Below are 19,135 nucleotides of genomic sequence, written 5' to 3' on the forward strand. Positions count from 1 at the left end.
ACACATCCAGCTCCGGCCCGGCCTCATCAACGGCTGCCTTGCCGGAACCAGCCTGACCATCACCACACCGACCCCGACCTGAAAACCTCAGTAACCGCACCACCAGACCGGTACGGGTCGGGCGCAGCCGCAGGATGCGAGGGACCCGCGGCCCGGGAGCGGGACGGTTGACGGCTCGCGCGAGGGCCATGCGCCAGCGGGACGGCGGCACGGTCAGCCCGCACGCCTCCATGACGGTGGCGTACCGGACGAGGACCCGCAGGATCGCGAGGGTGACACCGAAGGTCAGCCAGTACCAGGCGGGACGCCGCCACCGCAGAACCAGAGCGATGGCGACGACCAGCAGCAGCGCGACCGCGAAGCGGGTCATGGCTCAGGCCGCCTTCGCGGTGCCGGCGGCGAGCGAGGTGACCGCGACCGCTCGGAAGCTGATCCCGTGGCGACGCTGGCCGTTGAACTCGTTCTCCCACGGCCGGGCCACCAGGCCCGTGATCGCGACCGGCGTGCCCATCACCAGCTCACCGGAGATGCCCGGCTCCGGCACGGACACCGACAGGATCTCGACCTCACCGTTCGCCGCAAACATCACGTCCACGGTCATCATCGTCGCGCCGGTCTCGGCATCGGTGGCGATCTCACCGGTACGGCGGTCACGAACCTTGGGCTGAGGCGCCTGGGCGACCATCACGGTGGCGGCGGAGGTGTCAACGGGGATCTGACGCATGATGGAACTCCTCTGATGGAGGGCGGAAGCGGCGTACTTGCTTGGCGGTGGGGCGCCGCTTCCGCGAGTTGGCAGAAGGCCGCGGTTGGCTGCGGAAGACCGAGTCTCCAACTGGTGCGCACCAGTAGGTTGCATCTGGTGCGCACCAGATGTCAAGCGTTGTCGCGACCGGACATCTTCAACTGGCCTGCCTGCGACGGCTCTAGAGAACTGCGTTCGTGAACGCCTCGGTAGCCAACAGGGGTTAACACCTGGCGCGTGTAACCTCTGCCGACCTGCGCCGTTGTCCGGCATGCTGCTGTTGGGTGTACCTAGAAGCCAAGCGGGGCGGCATGACGTGACGAACGGGCTCAAGGCAGCGAGGAACGCGCGGGAGTGGTCGCAGGAGCGATTGGTCCGGGAAGTGGAGGGCTATGCGCGACGGCACGCGCTCGACGTCGCGTCGACGGCCAGCCTGCGCGTGTACGTCTCGGAGTGGGAGAACGGCAGACGCCACATCTCTGCTCGATATGCGAAGATTCTCCGCGCGCTCCTCGGCGTCACCGATGATGAATTGTTCAGCGACGGGCAGGCGTCGGCGGTGCCGGCGGCTGTAGGCGGATACGACGAACTCATAGGCCGGATCGATGCGGCTCGCAGTATCAGCCTGACCATGGTCGACACGTTCATGGATCAGACGGAGCTGCTGCGGACCATGGATCGGCAGATGGGTGCCGCTAGCCTGGTTGACCAGATGACCGCCCACTTGGCGACTCTCGAAGACGCCCTCACCTTCGCCGTACTTCCTGAAACCCGGCGTCCGGTTGCCCGAGCATTGGCCGGGGCGGCGACTTTGGCGGCTTGGCAGGCTCTCGATGTCGGAGCTGTCGAGCGCGCATGGCGCCACTATGAGTTAGGTAAGCGAGCTGCCCAAGAGGCCGAAGAGCCGATGTACCTCGCACACGCGACCGCGGAACAGGCCTACGTGCTCTGCGACGCGGGACGCGCGCCCATGGCTGTACAGCTGATACGCGATGCTCATCGAGTCGGCGGCAAGGCCGTGTCGCCACGCCTCGCGGCCTGGTTGTACGCGGCGGAGGCCGAGATCTGCGCCCGAGCGGGCATGCCCAAGGACTGCCAGCGCGCGCTGGAGCGAGCCATGCGGTGCCTCCCTCCAGGGGATGAAGCGCGAGACCCAGACATGCTGAGCATCTTCCTGAATGAAGGGCACCTCACTCGCTGGCGCGGCAACGTGCTCGCCCTCATAGGCGACGACGAGGCGGTGAACAGCCTCTACTCAGCACTCGACGCTTCGGACCCCACCTTCATACGGGCGTCAGCAGGACTGCGGTGCGATCTCGCACAGGCACACATGGCCCGCGAGGAGTACGACCAGGCCAAGGACCATCTGCGCCAAGCCCGTCTCATAGCGAGCCGTACGGGATCAGTACGTCAGCGACGCAGGGTGGAACACCTCATGCAGCGGTTGTAGGGGAAGCGCCGGCAGCGCGCGAATACAGGACATGCAGCAGGGCCACCAACGTGCCCGAGCCCATGAGCTCGCCGCGCGCCATGAGGCCCGGAATGTCGGAGAGAGGCACCCACGCAATATGTCCGGCCTCTTCCAAGTCTGTCGGTTCTCCGACGGGCTTGGCGCCCTGGCCCACGAAGATCTCGTGTGGTGAGTCGACCATGCCCACCATTGGTTGATACGTGACCACGTGCTCAAGAGCGTCCGGCCGCCAGCCGGTCTCTTCCTCGACCTCTCGCAGTGCCGTCTGCAGGGGAACTTCGCCCTCGTCGACGATGCCGCCCGGGAGCTCCCAGCCGAAGGAGTCGGGGACGAAACGGTAGCGCCACATCATCAGGACGCGGTCTTGGTCGTCGATGACGGCGGCGATGGCCACGTGGTGAAGCTTCACGACATGATGTTCAAAGCGCTCGACCCCGGGCGGTTCGACGTCGACAAGGCTGAGCTTCACCCAGCGGTTGTCGTAGAGCATCCGCTCCCCATGGATCTGCCACGGCTCCGTATCGGCCGGCGCTTGCGTGGCCACGGAACGATCAGGCACCCGGTAGGAGCTACGCCCATGCACCTCAATGGTGCCCTCGGCAACAAGCTTCGCCAGCACCTGACGCAGTACCGTCCGACCGATACTTAGCTCCTCGGCCAGGGTCCGCTCAGACGGGATCTTGGAGCCAGGCAGGTACTTCCCTGTCGAGATCCACTCGCGGATCGTGCGGTAGACCCGCTCCGACTTCGGTCCCATCCGGTGAGCCAACTCCTTGCGTCCCGCAATACTGATTCGCTCCAGGGTAGCCGCGCGCCTACTCACGCGAATAGGTTCGTATGGACCTCCCGGACACTCCGCCAGGCTGGACGAGTTGAGCCCTCCTCCGGCTGTGTGTAGGCGTTGAGGATGCCAGGTGGCAGCCGGGGAGAGGGCTAGCATCGGAGTGCGAAGGGAGACGACATGACCAAGATGCCGCAGCACAGCTGCAAGCAGATGGGCTGTGTCACCGCCACCAAGCCCAACGCCATTGTCACTTGGCACGTCTGTGCACCAACTCGACGGCTCGGACCGAGGCAGCTGGACATCCGCCCGGCTCCCCGGCCTGTGCCAAGGGCGGGGGCGTAGGCCCCCCTACGCGGCGGGGCCGCCCGCCTGGTCGTGTTGACCTATCCACGAGGTCCGGACCCCGGCCGGACGGGCTCGGGCCATGGGAGAGCCCCCACCGCAGGGGTGCCGGTGGGGGCTCAGGCGGTCGGCTTCCTGTAGTGCTTGCCGTCGGAAGCCGGCGGCAGCTCTATAGGGAGTACCTGCGCGGTCGGGTCGGTCCCTCTCGCTTCGCGCAGGCCTTCACATCGCGGCACAGGATGAACGTGCCGCTCCACGCGGAGCCAGTCTCAACAGCGTGGGTGACGCCGTTGTCGGTGTGCTGCTGGCAACGGGCACAGGAGCCGGATGCGGGACCTTCGGAGACGATCATCGCTCGCCGTCACGGACCTCGGTGTACGCGCCCCACAGGCCGGTGGCGACGGGGCATCGGGTCTGCCCGAACCCGCAGTCGGCACAGCCCTGCAGGTGTTCCAGGTACAGGCGGTGGGCTCGCTGTGCGCTGCCCTCAAGACGGTGGAGTTGGGAGGCTACGCGCGGGCTGTTCTGGGCGGTACCGTGAGCCATGTCGACCCCTTCCCGGTCGGCCATGCCCCGGGCCGTCGCTAGCGGCCGCGGGGCTATCTCGTACCCCGAGGTTAGCGCCAGTCTACTAGGTCTACTACCCCTATGAGGCATACGACGTATCCATGTCTCGCGAGGTAGCCACCGTCCCCCTAGTTTCCTGATCATGGATTGGCAGCCGAACGAGCCCCGGTGGCGACAGGTGTACGCACTCATGGAGGAGCGCATCGCCGATGGCACGTACCCGCCCGGCGGCCGACTTCCGTCGCTGATGGAGCTGCAGCAGGAGTTCGGGATCGCCGTGGCGACCGGGCAGAAGGTGCTGCGCCAGTTGCGCGACGACGGCCTCGCCGTGATGTATCCAGGCTTGGGGACCTTCGTGACGGAGCTACCCTCCCCGAACGGGTGACGTCCGTCCGGTCTGCTGGTCCCGGGGCGCCCCTCATCCGTACAGTCGAATATATGTACGAGTTGCCTCCGGATGCCGAGCGCCTGCAGATGCTCCGGCTGTACCTCGAGCGCCAGCTGGCGGCGGTCGACGCGAGGATCCGCAAGGTCGAGCAGCAGGCGGCCGCCCCAGCGCATGAACCGAGGATCGGCCGGGACCCGGGCGGCTGGCGTCTCCAGCACACCCCAGGTGTAGATGGTGCGGGCCGCGGCATCGTGCACCGCGCGGACTGCCCGCAGGCCGCCGGCGGCTGGCTCAGCCGGAAGGAGCTGGATCTCGCCCTCGGCATGCCCGAGGTCACCGCCTGCCCACGCTGCCAGCCCAAGGCCAAGCCCTGAACACGCAAAAGCTTCCCGCTACCCATGAGGAGCAGCGGTATCACCAGGTGAAGCCACGCTGTCAACCATCAACCGAGACAGGACAAGCCCAGCAGCAAGCAGCGCGGTAGAACTTTCTCTACTTCATCAAGGCGGCTCGCTCCGCTCACCGCGCGCGGCCCGACCGCCGGCCGGGCCTGCGCTCCTGTCTCCGCCCCGCTCCAGCCCGGCCGACGCCCGTGCCGCGCTCAGGACGATCAGCCGCCTGATGCCAGAGAAGGGGTGCGTCGCGGCTGGGGCGGTCGGCTCCGCGGCTTTACGCAGCCACTTTGGGGCGAGCCTCCAAGATCTTGGCCCCAACGTCGTGCTTTACCGGGCAGGTCCACAGACTGCCCGACGCGCCGGAAGCTTACGGGGCCAAGATCACTCGCCCCAAAGCAGCTCCAGCCCAAAGCCGCTCCGCCAACCTTGCGAGCAGCCGCGCGTTCATTAGTCTTTGAGCACGGCGAGCCCTGGCCGCGAGACCAGAACCCGCCGTACCCTGCTCTTGCGCTGTCCTCGTGTCGTCTAGCTAGACCCAGCGACCGGCACAGAGGACGTAGCACCCAGCTGTAACGATGGCAGTCGTTACAAGCAGGAACGATTCGCTTCTGGCCTTCGCCGCCTCTCGTTGGCCAGGCTCAGGGCGAAGGGGCTACGAGTGCGCGAACGCGTTCCATGAGCCGGTCCGTGTCCTTGCGGAAGCTCGGCACAGAGCGGATTCTACGCACTGCGAAGGAGATCAGCCGCAGCTCGTCCACGCCTGTATGTTCACTCACCATGGCAGGTTGGTCATGGACGTTGCAGACCTGTGCTTCCTCTAGGGCATATTTCAGGGTGTCCTCTGCAACGCCGAGGTCCTTGGCCGCCGCTCCTGTGCGTGTCTGGAGTAACTGCATGACGACTTCCTCGGGATCATGATGGCCCGGCAGATACTCCAGCCACTCTCCCTGACGACCCGGTTCAGAGCGTGTGTCTCCGTCCAGTACGCCGAGAAATGCCGCAGCCGGTCTGGTCGGTCCGAGGACACGGGCGACGGCTGCGACAGTGTCGGCGCCGCGCAGATCCTGCACGCACAGATGCGGGGCCAGCTCCGGCAGGTGGCAGCGGAGCAGTTCCTCCAGCATCAGCCGAGCGAAGCGGTCCTCGACCAGCAACACTGCCTCGGTCCGCGGGGCCATGCCCAGCTTCCGGCTGACTTGAGCAGGAATAACACCGGCGGAGATGGTTGCCTGAGCCACGGCGCCCACGCCGCGCTCGAGTGTGCGGAGAGAAGTGCTGGGCAGGCGGTAAGCGAACTCCGGGGAGTGCGACGCGAGGACGACTGACAGCTCCATTTTGACCGCACGAGCGACAATGATGTCGAGTAGCCGTTCGCGAGCGCGGGGCGAGAGAAAGTTCTCGGGCTCGTCGAGCAGTACGATGCTGCCCCGCCCCACCCCACGCAGAGCACGCAGGATGACGCAGGAAGCGAGCTCCCCCAGGCTCATCTGTTCGGGCCCGTACGTGTCGCCGTGGCGGCCGAGCTCGTAGTAGAACCAGGTGGGTGGCTCGCCGGAAGCAGGGGAGCGGCGGTCCAGCTCCTGGTGGGTGACCAGGTCGTAAGGACGTCCCATGATGGTGCCCAGTGCATGGTCGAACCAGGCGCTGCGGGGAGCCTTCTCGGCCGTGGCGCGCTCGCTTTCGAGCTCGTGTGCCGGAAGTCGGCTCACTTGGGTCAGTACATCGAAGCACTCTCGTGCGGTGTCGATGTACACACACGGAGCTTCGGCGTCGGCGAGTTCCACGTCGCCCGCCGCCTGTACGTTGCGGTCGCTCTTCTGGTGCCGTGACTGGCCCGTCAGTCGTACGGCAGCGGGGTGCGGCACACCGTCCGGCGGGGCCTGTTGCTGCAGATGGCGTGCGAGCGTTCGTAGGAACTGCGTCTTGCCCGCGCCACTCACTCCGCACAGGAGAGTGATGCCCGGCGCCATCTCGGCAGTAAGCGAGCCGAGGTGCGCATGCCCATCGATCTCGACCCTACGCAGCGGTGAACGCACCTGGCCACTCGCCAGTTTACGGTAGTGATTATTGATCTGGACCCGACGGAGGACCTCGTCATCCTCTGCGTCCCGGCTCAACTCCACTCCCCCCAGGACTTCAGTGCCCCGTCTTCCCACAGCACTTGATCGATTCCGTCTTCGGTGAACGGTGCATCATCTGCGCCGGTCAGCGCCGCGTACATGCGCAGTACGTCCGGCACGGGGGGAGTCCGGCGCGACGGGGCGCCGCCTGTCGCCACGAGGAACAGCCAGCCGATGGCATCCCGCAGCACCGTCGACTCGGGTGTGTGTGCGCCTACTGCGGCCACTTCGTTGAACCGCTCTAGCAAGGCATCGTACGGCAATTCACGGAAGGCGGTCCTGAGTGGTGGAGTCGCTCCAGGCCCAAGCTCGGCAGCTCGCCTCCGACGTTCCGGCTCCAGCCATTCGAGGAGGAACCCGAGGTGATATTCGGCGCCAGGGCCGAATGCACGCCGGGCCCGGACCACCACCAGCATCCAGCTCAGCAGTGTCGGTTTGGTGAACCGAACGGCAGGCATGTCAAGCGCGGGCAGTGACAACAGTCCCTTGAGCGCATCAGCCACCTCGTCTCGGGTCTGGTCAGCCACCGCGTCACCGGAGCGCAGTCGGTGGTTCAGTTGTTCGCTACCGACTGCCGCAGCTTGGATGCTGCCTGCTTCTACGGCGACCAGCACTCTGCTGATCACGTCCTCGTAGGCCAGGCCAACGTTCCCGAAGCCGATGCGCTCTTCCGCCAGGCCCCAGTCGGCCGCCGAAGCCACGAGGACCCGGACCTGCTCGCCGAACGAACCCGATTCGACGAGTTTGCGTCCTGCTTCGGTCAGTCCGGCTTCAGAGTTGAGCCGCAGCACGGCGGTACGCAACTCGGTGGGTGGCAATTCGTCGAGCTCCAGGAGCACCAATGGGTAGTCGTCGATCGCAGCGCGCAGCCCCTGCGGCAGAGCGTCGTATGTCTTTCCGTCGGATTCCCTCAAGGCACGAGCCGGAGGGGTGAGCCGGCCGTCGACCAACAGGTCGCCGCGCACGAATTCCTCCAGCGCCGCCAAGCGTCGCTGACCGTCGAGCAGGACTCGTGATCCGCCTGCTTCACGCGCGACGAGTAGAGTGCCGATGGGCCAGCCGCGCAGCACTGAGTCAAGGAGCACATGCTTGCGATGGTCCGACCACTCTGCGCTACTGGACAGCTCCGAGCGCTGACGCAGACTTCCGTCGCGGAGCTGGGCGAGCGCCTCGCGCACGCTTACGACGATGGGTCGGGTCGCCGACGCGCGCAGGTCGTGAGCTGGGGTCATGACGGCCGCCTCCTCTCGCGTCTGGGCTGGGTGCCGGCCTGGAAGGCTCGGGTGAATTCCATGCCTGATGGCACGATATGGCCGAGCACTGACATCCGGTGGGTCATGGTCCGAGGCCCGCCTCAGTAGTATTGCCGGATGTAGTCGTACGCCTTCTGGAACAGCTCTTCGTCCCGTTGCAGCTGGTAGCGGACCAGTGTGCGGCGCAGCGCCTTCTTCACCTCGCGCTCACCGCCCGCGGTGTGCTGCCACCCCGGGAACCGCACCGCGTTGACGATGCTGTCGATCTCCTCAACGAGCTTCGCCACCGCCACAGGTGTGCCCTCCCGACGGGACAATTCGAACAGCCGGGTGAGAGCGTACTTGCCCTGTTCCCTCGGATCCTGCTGCTTCTCATCAGCCTCGGCCTGGGCCTCTGCCCGCGCGGTCTGTTCCGCCAGGTCCAGCAGTTGGTAGAGATACTCCCGACTCACCAGCTGTCCCACCTCGTACTGCTGACGCAGTCGCTCCAACTTCTGTGCCAGGGAGTCGAAGCGCGGTTCACCGCGACGACGGCCGAGCCGTTCCTGAAGCCGGGGCTCAAGGTGACGGATCCCCCGATCGGGGACTCGCTGCAGGTACTCAGCCATCTTGGCGTCGATGATGAGCGTCTCGAGCCGTTCGGGCGGCACGTCCGCGTGGATGTGAGCGTTGACCAGCTCACGGGTTTTAGGGCCGAGCACCCGCCACAGCAGCGGGCTCGTGGCGTTGCTGGGCCGTACGGAGTTGTGCACCTTCGCAAGCCAGCGGTAGTCGATGATGTGCTCGCTCAACCGCTCGTCCGGGGCCAGCGCCTCCCAGAGCCGGGACAATCGGGCGAACGCCCCTGCGAAAGCCTGTCTTGTGCCGTCGTCGCGCAGCTTGTCCTGAGCCGCAAAAAGGGCCTCGTAACCGTCCTCGAAACGGTCGACCCCGGGGAAAAAGTCCAGGCACTTGCGAAGGGCGCCAGGGAACTGATCCCACAGCTCGTTGATACTGGTAACCGCACGCTCGACAGCCCGCTCGTCGAAGCGCATTGCCTGCCCGAGGCGCGCAAAGACCCCAAGGTAGTCCACGATCAAACCGTGTGACTTCGCCTGATCGCTGCCCGGCTGCCGGTACGGACGGTTCACGCGGCAGACAGCCTGGAGCAACGTGTGGTCACGCATGACCTTATCCAGGTACATCGTCTGGGCGATCGGAGCGTCGAAACCAGTGAGGAGTTTCGCCGTCACGATGAGGATCTTCAGCGGATCTTCCGGGTCACGGAAGCGATCCAGCAGCGCCGCCTCCTCCTCCTTGCCCCGCCCGAAGCGCTCTTGGATCTCCTGAGGCTGCCCCTGGGTGGACATCACGACCTCGCTGGTCTCTTCTCCCAGCAGCGCGTCCAGATCCCTCTTGTAACGGACGCACGCTTCCTGGTCGAAGACGACGACCTGGGCCTTGAAGCCCTCGGGTTCTACCTTCTCTCGGAAGTGACGCGCGATGTCCTCGCACACCATGCGAATCCGCTCATCAGACTTGATCAACAGTCCCATACGAGCAGCCCGATTGGCCACGGCGGCTTTCTCACGCGGGGACAGATGCTCGGCCAGCTTCTTGAACTCAGCGTCAATGACATCTCCGTCGATCTGGAAGCGCGCGTCACGCGGCTCGAAATGCAGCGGAAGCGTCGTCCCGTCACGCAGCGAATCGGCCTGGGTGTACCGCGAGAGGTAGCGGCCCTCGTCCTTCTCGTAACCGAACGTCTTGAAGGTGTTGACGTCGGTTCGGTTGATTGGGGTGCCGGTCAGACCGTAGAAGACCGCGTTGGGCAGGGCCTCGTGCATTCGCTGCCCCAGATCCCGGTCCTGGGTGCGATGCGCCTCATCGACGAGGCAGACGATGTCACGGCGGGCGGACAGGACGCGGTCCAGACTCTTGAATTTGTGGACCGTGGTGACAATGATCTTCCGCTGCCCCGTCGCGAGCATCTCCCCGAGGTTGTCACCGGAGCCCGCCGTGACCACGTTCGGGATGTCCGAGGCGCCGAAGGTGGAAGTGATCTGGGTATCAAGGTCCAGCCGGTCCACCACTATCAGCACCGTAGGCGCACCAGTACGCGGATCGGTGCGCAGCGCCTGAGCTGTGAATACCATCAGCAGAGACTTGCCAGAACCCTGGAAGTGCCACACGAGTCCCTGCCGGGGCGCGTCCGGGTCGTGCGCCGCGGCGGCGGCACGGTCGGCCATCCGCCTGCCGGCCTCGTATTGCTGATAGCGGCAGATGTTCTTGATCTTCCGGTGACGGTCGTCAGTGCTGTAGACGGTGAAGTTCCGGATGATGTCCAGAAGCGTCGACGGACTGAGTAGACCGTCGACGGCCTGACGAAGGTAGTCGGGGCCAGGTTCGGGATACTGCTTCCGCAGCCCCGGGGACCACCACGGGCTCCACAGGTGAAGGGGTAGCCGGAGGCTGCCGTAGCGCAGATCGCGTCCGTCGATGGCGAAACACAGAGCGTTGGGGACAAAGAACTCCGGTACGTCGTCCTGGTAACCGTCGAGTTGGAGCACCCCATCAGCCCAGGTTATGCCGGCACGTGTGGCGGACTTTGCCTCACCCACGACCAGGGGAATCCCGTTGACCCACAGCACATGATCGAAACGGCGTCGGGTGGCACCGCGGCAGAAGACAACCTCTGTGCTGAGGTGGTAGCGGTTGCGGGTGGGGTCATCGAAGTCGACCAGATGGATCGAGACATACTCGTGGTCTGGCCCGAAGGGCATCGACTTCTCGCCGAGCAGCCAGGAGCGAAAGTCCTCATTGGCCTTGACCACGCCCTCACCACGTGCCGACCGGATCAGCGCAGTGAGCCGGTAGAGCACCTCGTCAGCAAGCTCGGGATCGGTTGAGATGGTCGGGTTGAGACGGACCAGGGCGTCACGCAACTCGGACTCGACAAGGACATCCTGCTCAGCCCGGTCCGGCTGGGTCCCCTGCCGGACCCACGCGAGCTCCGGCAGGGCGGTGAGCCGGTCGGTGACAAATGCCTGAACCGTGTCCTTCTCGCTGAACATCCCCCGCCCCTCGCTCACCCTCAGTTGTCCCTCACTCTGCGTCTCACGCGCTGCAGTCGACTCGCGCACCCGTCGTAGCGTCCGCAGCCGCGCCTGGGCCTCGCAACAACACGTTCAAGGTGCGTTGCATCAGATTACGCGTCTGTGTCAAGTCCTCGGCGAGGTTGGTGCGCAGTTCGCGGGCGGCTTCGAGCCGCTCGACCACACGTCGTTGGATGGAGAGAGGGGGGACGGGGATCGGCTGGGCCGCAAGGAGGCCGGCGGGGAGGTGAGCCATGGATGTGGTGCGCTTGGCTACACGGGCAAATGCCCCCAGGCGCTGACAGCGGCGGAACCAGCCAAGGGCGAATTCCGGCAACACCTCATCGCCCGCGCGGAAGCGCAGCAACGTCTTCTGGAAACAGCAGTCCTCGATCTCCCCCCGATACATCGCCGCCCGGCCTACGTATTCCAAGCTCTGCCCTTCGTTGAGCAGCACGTCCTTCGGCCGCAGCGCATACTTGGCGAAGGCAGCAGCATCAAAGTTCATCTCCTGCACGTCGTCCAGAAACAGCTCGTCGTCCCCCACGTTCGCGACACGGAGGTAAGGGCGCATGTCTGCACCTGCGTGCACTTTGGGCGATCGCATAAGCCCCAGCCGCACTTCCCCCGCCTCACCCACTCGCTGCACAGGCCACCCCGGTTCGTCATAGAGCTCCGCCAACGCCACGAGCTCTGCCTGCCGCGCAGCCTCCAGCGCGGTGGCCTTCGCCCGCGCGGTGTGCTCGAACGACCACAGAAGGTCAGCGATCCGCCGTTGCTCGGCTGGCGGCGGGAGAGGGAACTCGTACTTGGCGATGTCGGGCCAGTTCACGTAGGGGTTGACTGACCCGCGTGACCAGTACTCCGAATGACGGTGAAAGGAATCCGCCATCATCAAAAAGGGCAACATCTCCGGGAGAAGCTCACCCGGCTCCGCGCTTTCCACCACGAACGTGGTGTTCGCGCAGACCCCCTCGAACTCCGCGTAGGAGACCTTGCGCAGATAAGTCCGTCGCGATCCATAGAGCACCTGACCGGGGCGGAACCTGCGGTGGAACGCAGGTCCGAGGGAGCTCCCCTTCACGTCTCCCCAACGGGTGATGTGCAGCTGCCGGGAGTCCATGTGCTCTCCGGCCACGAACCGCTCGAGCCCGTCTGCCACGGGATCCGTCGAGTCCTTCACCTGTCGAACCAGCGATCCGAAACGCACGGTGGGCCAAGCCTCTTGCTGCACGTTCACTCTCCTCCCTTCAACTGCGCGATCATCCCGGTCACGTGACGAGCCGTGTTGGTGGTGCGCACGTCCCACTCCGCGAGTGCCTGCCGCAGGGGCACCTGTTCGTCACTCGTACTGTCTGACGGGGGCGTGCCGATGATGCGGTTTATCGCTAGGTCGGCCCCTCTGCTGAGAAGCGTGTCCAGATCCATGTCCCGCGAAAAGCCGTCAATGTTCTGGCACTCGCGATACGCGGCCAGAATCTCCGCGATGTGCTCCTCACTCAGGAACGACTGACCTTGCACCCGCTCGAACAGGTGCGCCGCATCAATGAAGAGGACCTTCCCCTCCCGCTCCGGCCGCTTCCGGGTGCGCAGCACCACCACGCACGCCTCCATCGGCGAGTTGTAGAAGAGCCCTGGCCCGAGCCCCAGCACACACTCCAGGAGATCGGACTCGATCAGTTTCTCCCGCATGGCCCGCTCGTCCTCCCGGGAGAGCACGCCGTGGGGGAAGAGGATGGCGCACCGGCCCGTCTCGGGGTCCAGCGAGGCGGCGATGTGCTGGAAGAACGCGTAGTCAGCTCTTCCCTGGGGCGGTACGCCCCAGATGTTGCGCTGATAGGGGTCCCTGGCGAAGAGCGGGCGGTTCCACTGCTTGATCGAGTACGGGGGGTTGGCGAGCACCACGTCGAAGCGTTGCAGGCGGTCACCTTCGAAGAACAGTGGTTCGGCGAGAGTGTCCCCGCGCTCGATGCGGAAGTTCTCAATGCCGTGCAGGTAGAGGTTCATGCGGGCGATCGAGGAGGTCATCACGTTGAACTCCTGCCCATACAGCGTGAGCTGGCGGTGGTCCTTCCCCTGGCGCTTCAACTCGGCCGCCGCAGTGACCAGCATGCCACCTGTGCCGCACGTGGGGTCGTAAACCGTTTCCCCAGTCTGTGGTTCGAGCATCCGGGTCATGAGCCGGACCAGCGTCCGGTTCGTGTAGAACTCCTGAGCCGTGTGCCCGGAGTCGTCCGCGAACTTCTTGATCAGATACTCATACCCACGGCCGAGTTCATCCTCCGGGACCCGGGACAGGGAGAGCACCTGGGTCGAGAAGTGTTCCAGCAGGTCACGAAGAGTGGCGTCCGAGAGCCGTTCGGTGTTCGTCCACTGCGCATCCCCGAAGACTCCCCAGAGTTGGTCCGAGTTGACCTTCTCGATTGCCTTCATGGCCTGGGTGAGCGCCGAGCCGAGCCCAGAACGGGTCTCCCTTACATCTGCCCAGTGGTGACCCTCGGGGATCTGAAACTGGTAGTTCTCCTCCTTCACCACCAGCTCCGCGTCCCCGTGATAGGTGGCAAGGGCCTGCTCGCGCTCCTCATCGTGCACATCACAGATCCGCTTGAAGAAGAGCAACGGGAAGATGAACTGCTTATAGTCACCCGCGTCGATGAGTCCCCGCAGCCGGACCGCGGCTCCCCACAGGTAGTTCTCCAGCTCCCGCTGGTCCAAATGCTGCACCGTCACATTTGTACCGGGCAGCAGGTCCGCCGCGATCCTGGCGTCGCTCATCCGAGGAGCCCCCATTCCTTGAGCTGGTCACGCAGTTCGTTCTCGGCCGCCGCGGCGTCCGTCAGGGCGCTTTCCAAGGCAGCGACGGCTTCACTCAACGGGGGCAGTTCGGCCGCGCGGTCCTTTCCGACGTAGAGCGGGATGTTGAGGTTGCCGTCGTTCCTCTCGATCTCCGAGAAGTCGATCAAGCGGCTGCGTTCCTTGATGTCCGCGAAGGCGCGGTACCAGCCCAGGATGCGGGAGGTGTGTTCGGCTTCCAGCACGTTCTGTTTACTCGCCTTGCGCAGCTGGTCGGAAGCGTCGATGAAGAGAATCTTCCCCCGTTGGTCCTTCGGCTTCTTCGCGCGCAGTACGAGGACACAGGCGGCCAGCGGCGCGCCATAAAAGAGGCGCTCCCCCAGTCCAATGACGGCCTCGATCGCGTCCGACTCGATGACCTTCCTGCGGATACGGGCTTCGGTGCCGTCCCGGAAGAGGATGCCCTGCGGCAGCACAACAACCGCCCTGCCGGTGCCGGGTCGCATCGAGGCGAGCATGTGCTGGACCCAGGCCCAGTCAGCCGTGCTGCGCGGCGGAACGCCGGCCTCACCGCGTCCGTACGGATCTCTGGCCCACCCCTTCTCGCCCCACGCCTCCAGCGAGAACGGAGGGTTCGCGATCACGCAGTCAAAAGTCCGCAGACCCCCCTCCGGAGCGAAGAACCGGGGCTCGCGCAAGGTGTCTCCGCGCTCCACCCGGAAATCTTCGATCCCGTGCAGGATGAGGTTCATGCGGGCGATGCCCGAGGTCGTGAGGTTCTTCTCCTGGCCGAAGACCTTGCTCCACAGCAGTTGGGGAGCCACTCCCTTGCGAGCGAAGTGGTGGGCGACCTCGATCAGCATCCCACCGGTACCACATGCCGGGTCGTACACCGTCTCGCCCGGCTTGGGGGCGAGGATGTTCACCAACAGCTCGACCACGGCGCGAGGCGTGTAGAACTCGCCGGCCTTCTTGTTGGACAGATCCGCAAACTTCTTGATCAGGTACTCGTACGCCTGGCCAAGAAGATCCGCATCAGCCTGCGCATCGCCAAGAAAACGTGCCGAGAAATGGTTGAGGAGCGCTCGCAGCACCTGGGGAGGAATCCGGTCACGGTTTGTCCACGGTGTGTCACCGAAGATTCCGTCGAGGGTATCCGGGTTGGCCTTCTCAATTGCGCGAAGCGCGTCAATGAGTGCACGGCCGAGCTTCTCATCAGGCGCCGCTACGACATCGGCCCAGCGATGGCCCTCCGGGATGACGAAACGGTGCTGATCCGCCTTGGTCGCGAAATCACGGTCCCCGTCGGAATGCGCGAGAGCGTCGTCGAATTCCTCGCTATAGACATCGCACAGACGCTTATAGAACAGCAGCGGGAAGATGTAGCTCTTGAAATCTGCCTGGTCGACCAGCCCCCGCAGAATATGGGCAGCGCCGAGCAAATGCGACTCCAGCTCACTGAGCGTGAGCCCCCCGGCCGCATCTGGCAGCAGTTTTAGCTGCTCAGACGCTTCCTGCTGGGCCACAGCAAGACTCCGTTCTGCAAGTAGGGTAGGCGATGTCCGAAGCGTAGCGGTTGGTTCCTGCCTCTCGGACCGCCCGCCAGGGTATCCCGAAGCCATCAGCAGTCGCAGAGCAGTCAAGATCGGTGCTTGAGTCGGCCGCGACAGGGGGACAGCGGCGGCAAGGCGCGGCCACTGCGGTGCTCATGGCCGCGCTGAATCGCCTGCGCGGGCGCTTAGCTCGACATGGAACGGTCGCTGACTGAGCTCTTGCAGTCACCGCCTGCTCCTCCCAACTGGAATAGCAGCGGTACGGGTGCTGTCACCCACCGTTCACCGTCCGGTCGCGCCGTGCCGCCACTCCTCCAGCACCAGCCAGAAATCGCGCGACCAAGGCATCGACAGCGGATCGAAGTAATAGCTCCTCGCTATCGCATCCTTCCACAAGACCTCCGCACTCTCGGCTTCCTCAGCAAGGAGTCGGGCCGTAGTTAGGTGTCCCAAGGCAGCTGCGAACTTTCTCTCTTTTGCAGCGTCCAGGAGGGCCGGCCAGGTCTTCCACGTCAAGTGGTGTTCGAGGGCTCGAAGGTGATCGCTGGCCTTCCGAAGGATCAGGTCGCGGACTTCCCAGGTGATCTCTTCGTCCTTACGCTCCACTTCGCCGATCCGATCGTCGTCATCCCAGCCGTGCTCTTCGACGACTTCCCTCCAGATCGTCCACGAGCGCTCTGCTTGCTCCTTCGCGTATGCCTCTAGTCCTTCTTGAGTAAGCCGTAGAATGACGCCAGCGTCCGGATCATCGGACACGGACTCGTCCAGGGCCGCTTCGACCCCGTCTCCGTACCGGATACGGGTCAGGACCGCCAAGAGACGAATGGAGGCGTCGATGTCCTCATCCCAGACCGCGTCAAAAATGTCGACGATGTCCCGAGCCACGCCTTGCGAGTCGGTCTCGGCAAGGTGATCGTCAAGACGACCACCGAGGCCATCATCCGCGTCACGAATGCGCAAGCTGTCCAGTATCTTTTCGATCTTGGCGTCAAGCCGCCCAGTGACGGCCTCAGGGGTCTCCCGTTCCCGTCGGGCCACTTCATCGCGCTTCGTGCATTCGACTGCTTCACGCTGCTGCTCACGAGCTTCTCGGCTCGAGGGGAGGCGGGTCTGGAGTGCCCGCATCTCCTGGGCCTTGGTCAAGTCGGTCTGCTCCAGCATTTCGATGGCTTGTGCCCGGTGCCCGGCTTGCACCAAGGGATCCGATGCGATGCTGCACAGCGGACCCACGCCCGCCTTGGGGTCGCGATGCGCCACGGCTATCGCGACAGCGAGGCGGTCGGCGCTCGCGGCACCCTGATGCACGATGAGTTTCGTCACGACTTCGGGCACGTACCCGGTCGGGTGCTCGTACTCGGCAAGAGCCATTCCCACTCTCATGCGCGTCTTCAGCGGGGCCGTTTCGTCGTCCGCGAACAGCTGCGCCGTCCACACTGCCCATCCTTCCCGTACCGCATCCGCCAGCCAATCCCATTCGTTCTTGGGCAGCAGGTGCCGAGCTTCCGCGTAGCCCAAATCGTCACGGAAGCGGGAAACCAATCTGTCAGCTGCACGATGCCGTAGGCCCCGTGGCAGTTTCCTGGTGCCAGCTACGTAACAGAGGCCAAGTGTGTACTGGCCCTGTGTGTATCGAGGGCGATCGACATTGGCCCCCGACGCGCGGAGAATGCGCTGCAGGTCTTGGTGCCAAGGGCCCGGAGCCTGTACCACGAACCCGGCTGCGGCATGCGCGGCGCCGCCTCTGATCTCGCAGGCGTTGAGGCTGTTAGTGCGCCAGCTGTCGGCAAGGGTCTCGTCCGCAAGGCGAACAAGGCAGGTTTCCACGAAATCGTCGGGTTCCCGATGCCGAGCCGGAACGTCGCAGTCCGGCAGGAGTTCGGGCCGTTCGATGCGGTCCACAGGGCGCCCCCTTGATCGACAAGACTGGAATCCTACTGACTATCGAGGCGTGATGTCGTCATGATGGCTTGGGTAAGCCGATGCCGGTGAGGCAGCCGTGGAGGACGTCGTGTCGGGTACTGGAGTCGGCGTAGGCCGCGTCGGACGGCCGTGATCAGGTCGTCGGAGTCGACGAAGGCTCGGTTGGCTGTGGTGGTGCGCCGCAGCACGGACCAGAGGCCTTCGACGGGGTTGAGGTCGGGCGCGTAGGGCGGCAACTGGAAGACGGTGAGCCGGTCGCGGTCGTTGACGTAGCGGCGCATCCCGGCCGTCAGGTGGAAGTTATTCCAGACCAGCACGATCGGACCGCCGAGCTGCTGGCGGGCGGCTGAATGAGGTCTCGGTAATCCTGCCAGGAGAAGCTCTTGCGTCCGTCGGTCTGGGCATCGGGACAGGGCCGGTAATTAGCCGGGGAGGTTCGCCAGCTTTGTAGCAGGCCAGGGCGGCGACAGATAAGCAGCGGCGGCAGCGGCCTTGGACGCAGACGAGGGAGTGTGGTCGCGTGGGGACCCGGTGCGGATGGTCGGCGGCGTCATCGAGAAGTCGGCTCGTCCTCGAAGATGGGCCAGGCATCGAGCGCCGCCACGGTTCTCACCGGCAAGCCGTGGACCGCCGAGCTTGAACAGGTCGCCAAGGAACATGGGTTCGCTACGACGCTCCCCGCCGTGGCAGGGCTCGGAGATCTGCATGCGCAGTGATGGACACAGACAGCGTGGACTATCCGTGGACGGACCGCAGGCCGTCGTAAATCCATAAGGGTCTGAGCAGCGGCTTTCTCGGAGACTCAAACGGCCTCCGGAGCCGTGTGCGCAGGTTCGAATCCTGCCGGGGTTCGGGCTTGCGCGGAGGCCCGCCTAGCCGGCGGGCGTCGTGTTCGGAACGGCTGGCAAGCCACCGCAGCGCCGGGGCGACCGCTGCCGGCATCTGCGGGTGCCCATGGCGGAGCTGCTGGTCAGGGAGGTGGTGGCCTGCGGTCAGGCGTGGGCTTTGAGGGCGGCCAGGCGGGCCTCGATCTCTGCCGCGTCGCCCATGGTGTCGAGGCGCTCGAACTGGGCGTCCAGTGAGGAGTCGGCGAGTTCCTGCTGGCCGAGCGCCCTTGCCTCCTCGCGGCGGACTATCTCCTCGAAGCGGCTCAACTCGGAGGTGGGATCGAGCACGTTGATGTTCTCGGCGGCGTCCAGCATCTGGCTCTGGGCCTGGGCGGTCTTGGCGCGGGCCACCAACTGGTCGCGCTTGGAGTGGAGCTCCGTCAGCTTGACCTCCATCTGGGCGAGGCCGGACTTCAGTTTGTCGACGACCTCCCGCTGCATGGCGATCGTGGGCTCGGCGTCCTTCGCCTCGCGCCCGGCCTGGAGCTGGCGCTGCAGGGCCACCTTGGCGAGGCGGTCGAACGCGTCGGCCTCGGCTCCGGAACCGGCGGCCCGCAGCTCGTCCGCCTTTCGGCTGGCAGCAAGCGCCTTGGTGCCCCACTCGGTGCCCGCCTCCACGTCCTCCTGGTGGTCCTGCTCCAGGAGGCGCAGATTGCCGATGGTGGTGGCGACCGCCTGCTTGGCCTCGTCGATGTTGTTGCTGTAGTCGCGGATCAGCTGGTCGAGCATCTTCTGCGGGTCTTCCGCCTGGTCCAGCAGGGCATTGATGTTCGCCTTCGCCAGCTGTGCGACGCGGCCGAAGATCGTCTGCTTGGTCATGGGACCGACCCCTTCCTTGGGTTG

General features: G+C 65.2%; 15 protein-coding genes, 1 tRNA gene and 1 pseudogene. 4 read left to right on the forward strand and 13 right to left on the reverse strand.

Annotation, left to right across the window (positions count from 1 at the left end):
* Positions 1–370: pseudogene (locus tag ACFYYN_RS03275) on the reverse strand (hypothetical protein); the annotation flags it as partial.
* Between the two features lie 3 nt (positions 371–373).
* A complete protein-coding gene (locus ACFYYN_RS03280; RefSeq protein ID WP_500544490.1) occupies positions 374–724 on the reverse strand; it encodes an SCO3933 family regulatory protein in 351 nt (116 codons plus the stop codon).
* A 292-nt stretch (positions 725–1,016) separates the two neighbouring features.
* On the opposite strand from ACFYYN_RS03280, the gene ACFYYN_RS03285 reads away from it, so the two are divergent.
* The gene (locus tag ACFYYN_RS03285) at positions 1,017–2,195 is read left to right on the forward strand and encodes a helix-turn-helix transcriptional regulator (RefSeq protein WP_500544491.1); all 1,179 of its coding nucleotides are present in this window, start codon (positions 1,017–1,019) and stop codon (positions 2,193–2,195) included.
* Here the strand turns inward: ACFYYN_RS03285 and ACFYYN_RS03290 are convergent.
* Positions 2,179–2,973, reverse strand: coding sequence for an NUDIX domain-containing protein (locus ACFYYN_RS03290; protein WP_500544492.1), 795 nt, complete (start codon positions 2,971–2,973; stop codon positions 2,179–2,181). The genes ACFYYN_RS03285 and ACFYYN_RS03290 overlap by 17 nt on opposite strands.
* A 717-nt stretch (positions 2,974–3,690) precedes the next feature.
* On the reverse strand, positions 3,691–3,888 hold the full coding sequence (locus tag ACFYYN_RS03295) for a hypothetical protein (protein ID WP_500544493.1): 198 nt from the start codon (positions 3,886–3,888) through the stop codon (positions 3,691–3,693).
* A gap of 163 nt (positions 3,889–4,051) precedes the next feature.
* Here ACFYYN_RS03295 and ACFYYN_RS03300 point away from each other — a divergent pair, with 163 nt between their 5' ends.
* Together ACFYYN_RS03300 and ACFYYN_RS03305 are read left to right on the forward strand one after the other, a co-directional pair.
* Positions 4,052–4,294, forward strand: coding sequence for a GntR family transcriptional regulator (locus ACFYYN_RS03300; RefSeq protein ID WP_500544494.1), 243 nt, complete (start codon positions 4,052–4,054; stop codon positions 4,292–4,294).
* Between the two features lie 53 nt (positions 4,295–4,347).
* Positions 4,348–4,671, forward strand: coding sequence for a DUF6233 domain-containing protein (locus ACFYYN_RS03305; RefSeq protein ID WP_500544495.1), 324 nt, complete (start codon positions 4,348–4,350; stop codon positions 4,669–4,671).
* A gap of 659 nt (positions 4,672–5,330) precedes the next feature.
* Here the strand turns inward: ACFYYN_RS03305 and ACFYYN_RS03310 are convergent.
* The 8 genes from ACFYYN_RS03310 to ACFYYN_RS03345 form a co-directional block, all read right to left on the reverse strand.
* Entirely contained in the window at positions 5,331–6,809 is a 1,479-nt protein-coding gene (locus ACFYYN_RS03310) for an AAA family ATPase (protein WP_500544496.1), read from the reverse strand.
* Positions 6,806–8,044, reverse strand: coding sequence for a DUF262 domain-containing protein (locus ACFYYN_RS03315; RefSeq protein ID WP_500544497.1), 1,239 nt, complete (start codon positions 8,042–8,044; stop codon positions 6,806–6,808). The genes ACFYYN_RS03310 and ACFYYN_RS03315 overlap by 4 nt, the downstream gene beginning before the upstream one ends.
* Before the next feature lie 122 nt (positions 8,045–8,166).
* Entirely contained in the window at positions 8,167–11,118 is a 2,952-nt protein-coding gene (locus ACFYYN_RS03320; protein WP_500544498.1) for a type I restriction endonuclease subunit R, read from the reverse strand.
* A 43-nt stretch (positions 11,119–11,161) separates the two neighbouring features.
* Complete coding sequence (locus ACFYYN_RS03325) at positions 11,162–12,379, reverse strand: restriction endonuclease subunit S (RefSeq protein ID WP_500544499.1); 1,218 nt, start codon at positions 12,377–12,379, stop codon at positions 11,162–11,164.
* Positions 12,376–13,914, reverse strand: coding sequence for a type I restriction-modification system subunit M (locus ACFYYN_RS03330; RefSeq protein ID WP_500544500.1), 1,539 nt, complete (start codon positions 13,912–13,914; stop codon positions 12,376–12,378). The genes ACFYYN_RS03325 and ACFYYN_RS03330 overlap by 4 nt, the downstream gene beginning before the upstream one ends.
* A complete protein-coding gene (locus tag ACFYYN_RS03335; protein ID WP_500544501.1) occupies positions 13,911–15,458 on the reverse strand; it encodes a type I restriction-modification system subunit M in 1,548 nt (515 codons plus the stop codon). Before ACFYYN_RS03335 ends, ACFYYN_RS03330 begins: the two co-directional genes overlap by 4 nt.
* A gap of 309 nt (positions 15,459–15,767) precedes the next feature.
* On the reverse strand, positions 15,768–17,384 hold the full coding sequence (locus ACFYYN_RS03340; RefSeq protein ID WP_500544502.1) for a hypothetical protein: 1,617 nt from the start codon (positions 17,382–17,384) through the stop codon (positions 15,768–15,770).
* 32 nt (positions 17,385–17,416) lie between these two features.
* A complete protein-coding gene (locus ACFYYN_RS03345) occupies positions 17,417–17,722 on the reverse strand; it encodes a transposase (protein WP_500544503.1) in 306 nt (101 codons plus the stop codon).
* Between the two features lie 457 nt (positions 17,723–18,179).
* On the opposite strand from ACFYYN_RS03345, the gene ACFYYN_RS03350 reads away from it, so the two are divergent.
* A tRNA-Arg gene (locus ACFYYN_RS03350) sits at positions 18,180–18,258 on the forward strand.
* A 139-nt stretch (positions 18,259–18,397) separates the two neighbouring features.
* Here the strand turns inward: ACFYYN_RS03350 and ACFYYN_RS03355 are convergent.
* Positions 18,398–19,111 carry a PspA/IM30 family protein gene (locus tag ACFYYN_RS03355; protein WP_500544504.1) on the reverse strand — a complete coding sequence of 238 codons (714 nt, stop codon included), beginning with the start codon at positions 19,109–19,111 and terminating at the stop codon, positions 18,398–18,400.
* Between the last annotated feature and the right edge of the window lie 24 nt (positions 19,112–19,135).

The organism is Streptomyces sp. NPDC001902, assembly GCF_042891295.1.
Lineage (GTDB): Bacteria > Actinomycetota > Actinomycetes > Streptomycetales > Streptomycetaceae > Actinacidiphila.

Coding starts and splice junctions, on each gene's coding strand:
- ACFYYN_RS03280 (WP_500544490.1), bottom strand. CDS start 724: ATGCGTCAGATCCCCGTTGACACCTCCGCCGCCACCGTGATGGTCGCC.
- ACFYYN_RS03285 (WP_500544491.1), top strand. CDS start 1,017: ATGCTGCTGTTGGGTGTACCTAGAAGCCAAGCGGGGCGGCATGACGTG.
- ACFYYN_RS03290 (WP_500544492.1), bottom strand. CDS start 2,973: ATGGGACCGAAGTCGGAGCGGGTCTACCGCACGATCCGCGAGTGGATC.
- ACFYYN_RS03295 (WP_500544493.1), bottom strand. CDS start 3,888: ATGGCTCACGGTACCGCCCAGAACAGCCCGCGCGTAGCCTCCCAACTC.
- ACFYYN_RS03300 (WP_500544494.1), top strand. CDS start 4,052: ATGGATTGGCAGCCGAACGAGCCCCGGTGGCGACAGGTGTACGCACTC.
- ACFYYN_RS03305 (WP_500544495.1), top strand. CDS start 4,348: ATGTACGAGTTGCCTCCGGATGCCGAGCGCCTGCAGATGCTCCGGCTG.
- ACFYYN_RS03315 (WP_500544497.1), bottom strand. CDS start 8,044: ATGACCCCAGCTCACGACCTGCGCGCGTCGGCGACCCGACCCATCGTC.
- ACFYYN_RS03320 (WP_500544498.1), bottom strand. CDS start 11,118: ATGTTCAGCGAGAAGGACACGGTTCAGGCATTTGTCACCGACCGGCTC.
- ACFYYN_RS03330 (WP_500544500.1), bottom strand. CDS start 13,914: ATGAGCGACGCCAGGATCGCGGCGGACCTGCTGCCCGGTACAAATGTG.
- ACFYYN_RS03355 (WP_500544504.1), bottom strand. CDS start 19,111: ATGACCAAGCAGACGATCTTCGGCCGCGTCGCACAGCTGGCGAAGGCG.